Annotated in this window: 10 protein-coding genes; all 10 read right to left on the minus strand. The window is 65.5% G+C overall.

From position 1 onward, the window contains the following. Positions 1-129: 129 nt before the first annotated feature. Entirely contained in the window at positions 130-1,218 is a 1,089-nt protein-coding gene (gene lpxK / locus OEX18_11845) for a tetraacyldisaccharide 4'-kinase (protein ID MDH4337954.1), read from the minus strand. Continuing rightward, positions 1,205-1,849: a lysophospholipid acyltransferase family protein gene (locus OEX18_11850; protein MDH4337955.1), complete on the minus strand. Its 645-nt coding sequence runs from the start codon at positions 1,847-1,849 to the stop codon at positions 1,205-1,207. The genes lpxK and OEX18_11850 overlap by 14 nt, the downstream gene beginning before the upstream one ends. Next, positions 1,846-2,970: a lipid-A-disaccharide synthase gene (gene lpxB, locus OEX18_11855; GenBank protein ID MDH4337956.1), complete on the minus strand. Its 1,125-nt coding sequence runs from the start codon at positions 2,968-2,970 to the stop codon at positions 1,846-1,848. The genes OEX18_11850 and lpxB overlap by 4 nt, the downstream gene beginning before the upstream one ends. 1 nt (position 2,971) lies before the next feature. After that, entirely contained in the window at positions 2,972-3,955 is a 984-nt protein-coding gene (locus tag OEX18_11860; GenBank protein MDH4337957.1) for a Gfo/Idh/MocA family oxidoreductase, read from the minus strand. Between the two features lie 6 nt (positions 3,956-3,961). Then, positions 3,962-4,756 carry an acyl-ACP--UDP-N-acetylglucosamine O-acyltransferase gene (gene lpxA, locus OEX18_11865; GenBank protein ID MDH4337958.1) on the minus strand — a complete coding sequence of 265 codons (795 nt, stop codon included), beginning with the start codon at positions 4,754-4,756 and terminating at the stop codon, positions 3,962-3,964. A gap of 52 nt (positions 4,757-4,808) precedes the next feature. Then, positions 4,809-6,122 (minus strand): bifunctional UDP-3-O-[3-hydroxymyristoyl] N-acetylglucosamine deacetylase/3-hydroxyacyl-ACP dehydratase, encoded by a 1,314-nt coding sequence (locus OEX18_11870; GenBank protein MDH4337959.1) that lies wholly within the window; start codon positions 6,120-6,122, stop codon positions 4,809-4,811. Then, a complete protein-coding gene (gene lpxD, locus OEX18_11875) occupies positions 6,094-7,161 on the minus strand; it encodes a UDP-3-O-(3-hydroxymyristoyl)glucosamine N-acyltransferase (protein ID MDH4337960.1) in 1,068 nt (355 codons plus the stop codon). Before lpxD ends, OEX18_11870 begins: the two co-directional genes overlap by 29 nt. A 34-nt stretch (positions 7,162-7,195) precedes the next feature. Further along, on the minus strand, positions 7,196-7,729 hold the full coding sequence (locus tag OEX18_11880) for an OmpH family outer membrane protein (GenBank protein MDH4337961.1): 534 nt from the start codon (positions 7,727-7,729) through the stop codon (positions 7,196-7,198). A gap of 34 nt (positions 7,730-7,763) precedes the next feature. Further along, positions 7,764-10,043 (minus strand): outer membrane protein assembly factor BamA, encoded by a 2,280-nt coding sequence (gene bamA, locus OEX18_11885; protein MDH4337962.1) that lies wholly within the window; start codon positions 10,041-10,043, stop codon positions 7,764-7,766. Between the two features lie 126 nt (positions 10,044-10,169). Next, positions 10,170-12,620 carry an ATP-dependent Clp protease ATP-binding subunit gene (locus OEX18_11890; GenBank protein MDH4337963.1) on the minus strand — a complete coding sequence of 817 codons (2,451 nt, stop codon included), beginning with the start codon at positions 12,618-12,620 and terminating at the stop codon, positions 10,170-10,172. Positions 12,621-12,646: the final 26 nt, after the last annotated feature.

Consider the following 12,646-nt stretch of genomic DNA (forward strand, 5'->3'; position numbering starts at 1 on the left):
GTCGGCGTGTGGAAACCCGGGCGCTGCGGGTCAACCGGGCCCATGAACTGACCTACGCCTTCTAACGACCGCTCGGAGCGGGATGGGGCGGATACGATCCGCTCGGGGACAATCTCCCGGCCACAACCCTCATCGCACGACACGTTGCCACAGACCCTCGTCCGCTCCGGTCACGGACACGTGCAGCCGGGCCACCCACACCGCAATCCCCCACTCGAAGCGCCGCAGCTTGACCCAGTCCTTTTCTGTGACCACCACGCCGTCCGCGCCGGCCCCGGCCGCCGCCGCGTGAATACGCGCCACGTCGGCGGCGCGATAGGGGTGGTGATCGGCAAAACACATCTCGCCGGCGATGGTCATTCCCTGCGCGGCAACATCTGCCCGCACCCGCTCCGGCCGCGCCACCCCGCACACGACCAGCAGGCGTGCCCCGGCGAGCACCGCATCGCCCGCGACCCGCTCGAGTCCGATTTGCCGGCGCATGCCCAGCGCCACCGTTTGTGGAGAAAGCCAGCGCGCCACGCGCGACCGTGCCGCGTCCACCGCCGCCTCATCGTCGGCGCCGTTGAAGACCACCACGTCCGCCCGCCGCAGGGCGTCCGGCCGTTCGCGCAGGCTCCCCGCGGGCAGCAGGCGCCCGCTGCCGAGCGGCCGCTCCGCGTCCAGCAGCACCATGTCGAGACTGCGCGCGAGCGACCACGACTGGAAGGCGTCGTCCACCACCACCACGTCCGCACCCATGCGGGCCACCGTGTCCACCGCGCGCCGCTTGTCGCCCCCCACCGCGATGATCGCCGCCGGCACGCGCATAGCCACCAGCGCCGCCTCGTCACCGATCTCGCGTTCAATCGCCGGCGACCCCTTGCGATCGAGTATGCGCACGCCACCGCTGCCCTCAGGAAAGGTGTCGTCGTGGGCCGGGACCACGGTGACGTGGGGTCCGCGCGCTGCGGCGCAACCGTAGCCACGGCTCACGTACGCTACCCTGCGGCCTGCCGCCGACGCGCCCTCAAGCAGGTGCATGGCGAGCGGTGTCTTCCCGCTCCCCCCCACCTCGAGATTGCCCACCACGATGACCCGCGCCGCGGCGGGTCCCTCCGTGCGCCGCCGCAAGCCCAGCACGCGCGACAACGCGAGCCCGGCGCCGTAGAGCGCCGCCAACGGCGCCAGCGCGGGAACACCCGCCCGCAGACGCGCGCCCGCGTCACGCGCCAACATCGCGGTCGGCCTCCTGGGTGATGCGGTCGAGAATGCTCCCCACCTCGAGGCACTTCGCTTCCAGCATCGCATCGCCGGCGTCCGCCGGCACCACCACCGGGGTCCCGTAGCGGAGCATTACCCGCGTCCCCGGGTAGGGCAGCTGAAACCGGTCCCACGAGGCGAACGTCTTGTGGTGTCGTGACGCCGAGGTAAAGGGGATGATGGCGCTGCCGGTGATCCTGGCAATCTGCACCGCCCCCGGCTTGACGACGTGGCGCGGGCCACGCGGACCGTCCACGGTGATGCCGATGTCCTGCCCGCCGCGGATCACATTCACCAGTTCCATGACCGCGCGCGCCCCCCCGCGCGTGCTGGAACCGCGCACGTGACCATAGCCGAGGCGCTGCAGGGTTCGCCCCAGCAGTTCGCCGTCGGCGTGCTGGCTGGCCAGGATGGCTGCGCGGCGTCCGCGATAGGCGTGAACCAGCGGGAGCAGACGGTCGTGCCAGAAGGCGAAAATGAGGAAGGGCGAATGCCGGCGCGCCGCCGCCAGATGCTCCTCGCCGCCGGTCCGGATTCTCCAGCTCGCGCCCAGCGCGCGAATCACCCCCGCACCCAGCACCGGCATCAGCGTCATGCGCACACTCATGGCTGCTTCCCCGTCACCAGCTCCCGGGCGATCTCCGCCACACGCACCGTCCCCCGGCAGCCGCCGAGTTGCGCACGCAACGAACGGAAGCGTTCCAGCATGCCGGCACGCACCGCATCGTCGCTCAGGAGCGCGTGCAGGGCGGTGGCAAGGGCCGCAGGCTGCGCGTCCGCCTGCACGAACTCCGGCGCCACCTTCTCGCCCAGCAGCACGTTGACCAGCCCGACGTGGGGTATCTTCACCAGCCGCCGCGCCAGGGCAAAATTGAGCGGTGTGGTGCGGTACACGATGACCAGCGGTGTCTCCAGCAACGCCGCCTGCAGCGTTGCCGTTCCCGACGCCACCAGGGCGGCACGCGCACCCGACAGCACCGCCACCGCATCCGCGTCGGTGGTGACGTCGATCCCGGGCTGCCCGATGATGCGTTCATACAGCGCCGCATCCACCACCGGGCTGCGCGCAACGCGGAAGGACACACCCGGCGCGCGCGCCGCGAGCACCTTCGCGGCCGCGATCATCAGTGGCAGCATGTGGTGCACCTCCGACGCGCGGCTGCCCGGCAGCAGCGCCACGTGCCGGCGCACCTCCGTCGCGGCCGGAGCCGGCAGCTCGTGGTCAACCACGAACGGGTGTCCCACGAATTCCGCCGCCACACCCGCCTGGCGGTAGAGCTCCGCCTCGAACGGCAACACCACGGCCATGCGATCGACGTGCGCCCTGATCTTATCCATGCGCCCGGCGCCCCACGCCCATATCTGCGGCGATATATAGTAGAGCACGGGCACGCCACGCGCGCGCGCGTAGGCGCACAGGCGCAGATTCAGGCCGGGATAGTCGACGGGAATGAATAGTTCGGCGCGGTCGATGAGGCGGCGTATGTCACGCTCAAGGCGCCAGAAACGCGGCAGGCTGGCCAGCACGCCGGTGAAGCCAATGACGGCGTAGTCGCGGTGGTGGAAGCGCACGGCCATGCCCGCGTCGCGCGAGCGGTCACCCGCCATCCCCGTCACCGCGAACCCGGGCAGGGCGTCCCGCAGCGCGGCGACGAGATGCGCCGCGTGCATATCGCCGGACAGTTCTCCCGCGGACAGAACGATGCTGCGGGGCGCCGGCTGAGCCACGTTACATCCGTGCCGTGCCGACGCGCTCGAGGATCTCCGAGGCCAGCCGCAACGCGGCCACCCCCGCCTCCCCCGTCACCGGGGGCGTGGAACGATCCGCCACCGAACGCCGGAACGCCTCCAGTTCCTTGGCCAGCGGCTCGGCGCCGTCGCCGCGGAAGCGCTCCACCGCCACGAAATCCGCCAGCGACGGGGGTGCCGGCAGCGAACCCGCCTGAAGGGCGGCCATGCGGTCGGCAAAGCCGTCGCTCTTGCGGTAGTGCGTCACCGCGGCGCCGAGCAGGTCGATGGAATAGTAACCGGTGGTGGAGAAGACGCGCACCTTGCGCATGGGCGAGGCGGTGATGCGGCTGGCGGTCACGTTGGCCACGCAACCATCCGCGTACTCCAGGCGGGCGTTGACGATGTCCGGTTCGCGGGTCAACAACGCCGCGCCCTTGGCGCGAATGTCGACCGGTGTCCCACCCACCAGCAAGCCGAGCAGGTCGAGGTCGTGGATCATAAGATCCATGACCACCGACACGTCGGTGCCACGCGGTGTGAACGGGGCCAGGCGGTGGACCTCGATGAACATGGGCTGCCCGATGCGCGGCAGCACCGCCTCGAGGGCGCCGTTGAAACGCTCGATGTGCCCCACCTGCAGAATGCGCCCCGCGTCGCGCGCCGCACGCACCACCGCGTCGCCCTGGGCCACGGTGGCTGCGATGGGTTTTTCGATGAAGAGGTCGCGGCCGGCGGCCACGGCTTCCAGCGCCACGTCGGCGTGGGCCGACGTGCTGGTCACGACGCTGAGCGCGTCCACCTCCGCGAGCAGCGCGCCCAGCGACGCGAAGGCGGTGGCGCCGAATTCGGTCGCTGCCTCACGCGCGCGCGCCGCGTCGAGGTCGTAGCAGCCCACGAAGTCCACGCCCGCAAGGGAGCGCAGCACCCGGACGTGGGCACGCCCCAGGCGCCCGGTTCCAGCGACGCCGATGCGGAGTCCCACGCGCCGCTACTTGGTTATGCCGCGCTCGGAGTGGCGCAGGAACTCCGCCATCTCCGCCGCGTCGGCGCTGTCCCAGTCGTCGCCGTCCAGGATCTCCAGCACCTGGGCCACGTTGAGATCGCTGCGATACAGGAGCTTGTAAATCCGCTTCACGTGCGCGCGCCGCTCGGCGTCGAAGCCGCGGCGCTCCAGCCCAATGGAATTGAGTCCGTAGAGCTGGATGGGGTTGCCCGCCAGCTTGACAAAGGGCGGCACGTCGCGCTCTACGCGGCTCCCGCCGCCGATGAACGCGTACTTGCCCACGCGCACGAACTGGTGCACCGGCGTGAGCCCGCCGATGGTGACGAAGTCGTCGATGAAGACGTGCCCGGCCAGGTTGACGGCATTGGCGAGGATGACCTCATTGCCAATGACACAGTTGTGGGCCACGTGCGCGTAGGCCATCAGCAGGCAGCGGCTCCCCACCACCGTGCTGTCGCCCTCGCCGGTGGCGACATTGAGGGTAACGAACTCACGCAGCACGTTCTCGTCCCCGATGGTCAGGAACGTGCGTTCACCAGCGTACTTCAGATCCTGGGGCGCGGTACCGACGCTGGCGCCGTGGAAAATGCGGTTGCCGCGTCCGATACGCGTGGCGCCCTCGATGAGGACGTTGGAGCCGATTTCGCAATCGTCACCAATCTCCACGTTCTCACCGATCACCGTGTACGGCCCGATCTTGACACCCTCTCCGATACGCGCCCACGGGTGAATGACCGCAGTCGGGTGTATCTCCGTCTTGCGCAGATTGTAACCCCTCACCAGTCGGCCCCCTTCCTCTTCTATAAGTAGATAGTTTGTTGGAGTGAATTCTCTAGCGTTCCACGATCACGGACGATAGTTCGGCCTCTGCCGCCAGTTTTCCGTCCACGTACGCGTAGCCCTGCATCGTACACATTCCGCGGCGCAGACTCCGCATCTCCAGCTCGAAGCGCAGCTGGTCCCCGGGCACAACCGGCCGCCGGAACTTTGCCTTGTCCACGCGTGTGAAATAGACCAGGTACTTCTTCGGGTCATCCACCGTGTTCAGAAGCATGACCCCCCCGGTCTGGGCCATCGCCTCGATGATGAGAACGGCGGGCATGATGGGATGCCCCGGGAAGTGTCCATTGAAAAAAGGCTCGTTGATGGTAACGTTCTTGATGCCCACAACGCGCTTGCGGTCCTCCAGCTCGAGGATGCGGTCCACGAGCAGGAACGGATAGCGGTGCGGCATGATCTGCTGGATGAGGTTGATGTCCCATACGCCGGCAGCGGTCTCGGCGCTGGCGCGCTTGCGGCCCTGGTGCAGTTCGTACAGCTTGCGCACGAAACGCACGTTGGCGGCGTGGCCGGACTTCACCGCGTGCACATGGCCCTTTATGGGCGCACCCAGCAGTGACAGGTCGCCAATCAGGTCGAGAATCTTGTGGCGCACGCACTCATCCGGAAAGCGCAGCGACTCTTCGTTCATGACGCCGTCGTTGGTAAAGACCACGGCGTTCTTCAGGTTGCCACCCTTGATCAGCCCCATGCTGCGCAGACGCTCCACGTCGTCGTAGAGCACGAAGGTGCGCGCGGGGGCGATTTCCTTTTCGAACACTTCCGGCGAAACCGCGAAACTCGCGTACTGCGTGCCAATTTGCGGGTTGGCGTACTGGATGGTAAAGCTCACGCGGAAGTCGTCGGCGGGAACGGCGTTGATCTCAATGCCGTTCTCCTTGAGGGTGATGGGGCGGTCGATGGTCAGGATATCCGCCGGCGCGCCCTGGTTGACGAGCCCGGCCTCATCGAACGCGCGCACGTAACCGGCGTAGGTGCCCGAGGTCGGCTCCGGCGGCTCGTTGCCGTCAATCTCGATCAGCAGGTTGTCGATCTGCATTCCGTAACAGGTGGCGAGCACGTGCTCCACCGTGTGGATTTCGGCCGCGCCGGAGGAAATGGAGGTGTTGCGGTGTGCGGCACCATCCTCCGCGATACTGGTCACCACCGCGGGAATCTCCACCGGCGGCGACATGTCCACGCGCAGGAACCTGATCCCCGTACCCACCGGCGCCGGCTTGACGCGCATGGTCACGTTGCCGCCGGTGTGGAGCCCCTGGCCATCCAGGACAAACTCCCTAGCGATCGTTCTTTGCTGACGGATCATGCACGCCTCCCTTCTCCAGTTCCCGAAGTCGTTGTTCGAGGATCTTTACGCGCTCGAACAACGCGGGCAGCATGGCGTTGCATGCGGCCAGGCGCCGCGCCACGCTGTGGTCGCGCGCCGGGTAGCCGGAAACCACCTTGCCGGACGGAACCGACTTGGTCACGCCCGCCTGTCCCCCCACGGTCACACCGTCCCCGATGGTGAGGTGCCCGGCGAGGCCGGCCTGCCCACCGATCACCGCGCCACGGCCCACCTCGGTGCTGCCGGAGATGCCAACCTGCGCGGCCAGCACCGAGTCCTCGCCGAGGACCACATTGTGGGCGATCTGTACCAGATTATCGATCTTGCTTCCACGCCGAATACGGGTTTCTCCGGTGGTGGCCCGGTCCACGCACGAATTGGCTCCGATTTCCACGTCGTCCTCGATCACCACGCGGCCAATCTGGGGCACCTTGTGGTGGGAGACGCCATTTTTTGCGTAGCCGAAGCCGTCCGAACCCACCACCACCCCAGGCTGCAGGATCACGCGCTGCCCGATCTCGCTCCCCTCGCGAATGGTCACGTTGGGGTAGATGAGGCAATCCGGCCCGATCACGCACCCCTCGCCCACGAAGGTCCCGGGCAGGATGGTGGTGCGGTCCCCGATGCGGGCGCCGGCCGAGATCTGGCAGAAGGCGCCGATGGAAACGTCGTCACCCAGCACCACATCCGCGTGCACCACCGCGCTCTCATGCACACCGCGCGCGTAGCGTACCGCGCGCTCGACCGCAAACAGATTCAGCACCTGCAGAAAGGCATAGTACGGGTTCCCGATGCGAATGAGGGGTTTGAGCGGCGAGAGATCGTCTCCCCCGATCACCGCCGACGCCCGGGTATTGGAAAGGAACTCGGCGTAGCGCGGATTGGCGATGAAGGTGATGTCACCCGGCATCGCCTCGCGGATTCCGGCTACGCCGCAAATCTCCACGTCACCGTCGCCGACGACTTTTCCGCCCACGATGTCCGCGAGCTCACAGAGCCTGTAGGAACGAGTTCCCAATCTTGATCCTTCGTCGCACGCGAAACGAGCGCGCCTACTGCTGCGATGACAGAGCGGTCAGAACCAGCTCGGTTATATCGAGCGTCTTGGCCGCGAAAACGATGTTCGCATTCGCCACGTCGAAAACCATCGAGTAGCCCTGTTCTTCCGCAATTCTCTCGATGACGCGATTTATCTTGTCGACGATGGGCTGGGTCAGTTCCTTGTTTCGTCTGGCCGCCAGTCCGTTGTCGCCGAACGTCTCCTCCATGAAGCGCTTGTACTCATCGCTCTTGCGCTGCACTTCCAGGCGCCGTTCGGCTTTCTTCTCTTCCGAGAGCATCGCGCTCTGCGCGTTCAACTCTTCACCCATGCGCATGAGTTCCTGCTCCATGCGCTGCTTCTGCGCCTCCCACTGCTCGACGTCGCGTCGATACAGGCGCTCCGCTTCCTGGGTTTCCTTGTTCTCCGCGAAGATCTTTATCGAGTCAATGTATCCAATCTTTACATCCTGGGCAAGCGCCGAAATGGCCCCTCCCGCCAGCACCGCCACCGCCATAAGCGCACCCGCAACGAGTTTCTTGACCATCAGTTACACCCTCCTTGGGTACAGCGGGCCCGCATCAGAACGTGGACCCGAAGTTGATATGCGACTGCCATCTGCCGCCGCCGAATCGATCGAAGCCATACGCGTAGTCGAAGCCAAAGAGGCCGATCATCGGCAGCTCGATGACGATGCCGAAACCGGCGCCCTTTCTGACATCACTGAACTCCGCAGACGCGAAGCTGTTCCACGTGCCACCCATGTCCAGAAAGAAATGTCCGTACACGGTGGGCGGCACGATGGGAAACTCGATTGCGGCGACGGTGATCGAGTATGCACGGCCGCCGGTATAGGTGTTGTTGCCCAGCGGAACGATTTCGTAGAAATCATAACCGCGCACACCGAGCTTGCGGTTTCCGCCCAGCCGGAAACGCTCGTAGTCCGGCACCTGCAACGAACTCGTGTATCCATCGACCACGCCGAACCCCTGACTCAATTGCAGCACAAACTTCCACAACAGGGATTGAAACCACGAGACTTCGACGTCATAGCGTTGCAGGTTCACGTCCCCGCCCATCAATCCACCCGTCCAGCGCGTGTTCAAGGTGGTGCGCGTCCCCAGTGTGGGATGGAACGGGTTGTCGGTGGAGTTGCGGAACAACGTCAACCCCATCGAACTCGTGGTCTGGGGCCAGCCGGTATTGATCAACGGACCCACGTAGCCCGGCGAGAAGTTGGACAACTCCACCTCCTCCAGGCTGTAGCGCACCGACACGGAAGTATAGTCCAGCCACGGCAGCGGGCGCCCGACACGCACCGAAAAACCCGTGCGCCGGTCGGAATAGAACTGCGCCGACACCTTGTCCTGGTTGGCCGCAAATAGCTGGAAGCTCAGCTCGGTCGGGGTTCCGAATGCCCACGGCTGGGTGAAATTCAAGCTGATGTCCTGGCGCGAACGCGCGAACTCCCAGTTCACGCCCACCCGGTAGCCGCGCCCGAGGAAGTTCGGCTCCGTGACCCCGATGAAACCGCTCACCCGGTTGAGCTGCGAGAACCCGGCGCCCACCCGGAACTGCCCCGCCGACTTCTCCTCCACGCGCAGCGTCAGGTTGATGTCGCCTTCCTCGTTGGCCTGCGTCACCTGCGGCTCGGGCGGTCCCGCAAAGAAGCCCAGGTTGAATACCTCCCGCCGCGAGCGCCGCAGGCGATTGCTGGAGAACACGTCTCCGGGCATCAGCACCAGCTCGCGGCGGATCACCTCGTCCCAGGTCTTTTCGTTGCCCGCGATGTTGATCTCATGAACGTGGGCCAGGTTGCCCTGGTCGATCTCGAAGTTCAGATCCACCACACTGCCGGTGATGCTCTTGACCGGCGTCACCGTGGCGTAGATGTAGCCGCGGTCGCCGTACAGGTTGGCGATGTTGAACTGGATCATCGACAGTTCGATGTCGTCCAGCGGCTCACCCTTCTCCAGTGTGATGCGGCCGGCAATGGTGGTATCCGGAAACAGTTCGTTTCCGCTCCACGTGATCTTTCCCACGAAGTACTGTCGGCCCTCACCGATGGTGAAGTAGACATCGATGCCACTGCCGTCCGGCGTGAAGTCCAGTTCCGGATCGCTCGCCGTCACGTCGATGTAGCCGCGGCTCTTGTAGAGTTGGATGATCCGCTCGCGGTCCTCGTCGAGTTGGGTGGGGTTGAAATCACCACCGCTGAGGAAGCCGTCCGGCTTGCTCTTCATGGCGCCACGCAACTCGTCGGTGTCCATGAGCCGCGACCCGATGAAGTCGATATGCTTGATCTTGACCTTCTTGCCCTCGGTGATGCGATACACGAGCTCGCGCGAACCCGACTTCGCATCCGTGACAATGGTGTCGGTGACCCCCACCCGGTAGTAGCCCTTCTCGCGGTACTGCTCCGAGATCGCCTCGCGATCCTTCTCGGTCACCGAGGGGCGCACGAAGGTGCCCTTGGTGGCAGAGATCACCTTGACCAGATCGTCCTTGCCGATGTGATCGTCGCCCTCGAAGCGAACAGCGTCGATGCGCGGATACTCCACCACCTCGATCACCACCACGCACGAATCCCGCGACGAGCCGTCAATCCGGTAGGCCCTGATGTCGCTGAACTGCCGCGTCTCGAAGAGGCGCTTCAATCCCGGGCGGATGCGCTCGGCATCGTAACCGTCGCCCGGCTTCACGCCCACCACGCGTGTGATCTTGGAGGAGGAAACCTGCTTGTTACCGCGGACGTCGACCTTCTGGATAATGGAAACGGGCCGCTGGGCATACGCCGCGGCACAGACGAGCACCGCGAAGAGCAGCGTCGCGAAAAAAACGCCTAGTCCCTTATTTTTCATTAACCTACGAGCCCCTGCCCAAACTGGTGCATGCTATCAGAGGCCCCCGGGGGTGTAAACAAAAACAAAGATACCCCCGGCGGGCGCCAGGGGTATCTCAATGTGCAACCTAACTCCTTGTCCTGACTAGCCTTTTGGCGCATCCTCCGGGGCCGGTGTCACCGCGAAGGAGAGCTCCCCCGCCCCCGGCGCAACGAGGATCTCGGCGTCCTTGGAAACGCCGTGGGACAGCAGCAGTTCGCTCAGCGGGTCCTCGAGGTAGCGCTGGATGGCACGCCGCAGCGGGCGTGCGCCCAGGGCCGGGTCGAAGCCGTGTTCGATGAGGAACACCTTCGCCTCGTCGGTGAACTTCACCTCGACCTGCAGGACATCCAGCCGCCGGACGAAGTTGCGCAGCAGGACCTCTACGATCTGCTTCATGTCTTCCTTCTCCAGCTGGCGGAACACGATGGTGTCGTCGAGCCGGTTGAGGAACTCCGGGTTGAACGTCTTCTTGAGGTGGTCGAGCAGCTTGGACTTCACCGACTGGTACTGCGAGTCGCCGCCCTCGGTGACGAATCCAAGCGTCTTGCCGGTCTTGATCTCCGCGGCGCCCACGTTGGAGGTCATGATGAGCACCGTGTTGCGGAAGTCGACGCGCCGGCCGTAGTTGTCGGTCAGCTGCCCCTCTTCCATCACCTGCAGGAGCAGGTTGAACACGTCCGGGTGCGCCTTCTCGATCTCATCCAGCAGCACCACCGAGTACGGCTTGCGTCGCACCTTCTCGGTGAGCTGGCCGCCCTCGTCATAGCCGACGTATCCCGGAGGCGCACCGATCAGGCGCGACACCGAGAACTTCTCCATGTATTCGGACATGTCGACGCGAATCAGCGCCTCCTCGGATTCGAACAGGACCTCGGCCAGCGACTTGGCCAGCTCGGTCTTGCCCACTCCGGTGGGTCCCAGGAATATGAAGCTGCCGATGGGCCGCTTGGGATCGCGCAGCCCTGCGCGATTGCGCCGGACCGCCCGCGACACCGCCTTGACCGCCTCCTCCTGCCCGATCACACGCGCGCGCAGCGCGTCCTCCAGATGGAGCAGCTTCTCGGTCTCCTCGCGCTCGACCTCGGTGACCGGGATGCCGGTCATGGCGGATACCACCTTGGAGATGTCCTTGGCGGAAACTACCGTCTCGGTGGCCTGCTTGGTCTCGGCCCAGGTCTTGCGCAGATCGTCGAGCTGCTTGCGCAGCTCCTTCTCGCGGTCGCGGTAGCGCGCCGCCTTCTCGAACTCCTGTGCCTGAATGGCGGACTCCTTCTCGCGCGACACCTCCTCGATCTCGCGTTCCATGTCGGTGAGCTCGGAGGGCGCGGTGACCACGGTGAGGCGCGCGCGCGAGCCGGCCTCGTCGATCACGTCGATGGCCTTGTCGGGCAGGAAGCGCTCGTGGATGTAGCGCTCGGACAGGAACACCGCGGCGCGCACGGCGTCGTCGCTGATCTTCACGCGGTGGTGCGCCTCGTACTTGTCGCGCAACCCGAAGATGATCTGGATGGTCTCGTCGCCGGTGGGCGGGTTGACCATGATGGGCTGGAAGCGCCGCTCCAGAGCCCCGTCCTTTTCGATGTACTTGCGGTACTCGTCGAGCGTGGTGGCGCCGATGCACTGCAGCTCGCCGCGCGCCAGCGCCGGCTTGAGCATGTTGGAGGCATCAATGGCCCCCTCCGCGCCGCCCGCGCCCACGATGGTGTGGATCTCATCGATGAAAATGATCACGTCCTCCGCCTGGCGGATTTCGTTGATGATCGACTTGAGGCGCTCCTCGAACTGGCCGCGGTACTTGGTACCCGCCACCACCGAGGCCAGGTCCAGCGTGCAGATGCGGCGGTCCTTGAGGATCTCCGGCACCTTGTTGTCGACGATGCGCTGCGCGAGCCCCTCCGCGATGGCGGTCTTGCCCACACCCGGCTCGCCGATGAGCACGGGGTTGTTCTTCTTGCGGCGGCTCAGTACCTGGATCACGCGTTCGATCTCCGCCTCGCGTCCGATGATGGGATCCAGCTTGTTCTCGCGCGCCATCTGCGTGAGGTCGCGCCCGAACTGGTCCAGGTTTGGCGTGTCGCTCTTTTCCTTTTTGGCCTTGCGCGTCTTCACACTGGTGGTCGGGCCGAGCAGCTTCAAGACTTCCTCGCGCACGCGCTTGCGGTCAACGCCCAGTTCGGCCAGCACCTGCGCGGCCACGCCCTCGCCCTCGCGGATCAACCCGAGCAGGAGGTGCTCGGTGCCGACGTAGTTGTGCCCCAGCAGGCGCGCTTCTTCGATGGCCAGTTCCAGCACGCGCTTGGCGCGCGGCGTAAACGGAATCTCGCCGATGGTCAGCGTGCCGCCCGAGCTCTTGACCATGTTCTCCACCGCCTGCTGGATCTGCTCGAAGTCGAGTTCCAGCTTGGCCAGCACCTTGGCGGCGATGCCCTCTCCCTCGCGCACAATGCCCAGCAGGAGGTGCTCTGTGCCGATGTAGTCGTGCTGGAGGCGGTTGGCCTCATCACGGGCGTAGTAGATGACCTTGCGAACGCGGTCGGTAAATCGATCCTGCATGGGTGCTTTCGTCCTCCGGGTTGCCC

The organism is Candidatus Krumholzibacteriia bacterium (genome assembly GCA_029865265.1).
Lineage (GTDB): Bacteria > Krumholzibacteriota > Krumholzibacteriia > WVZY01 > JAKEHA01 > JAKEHA01.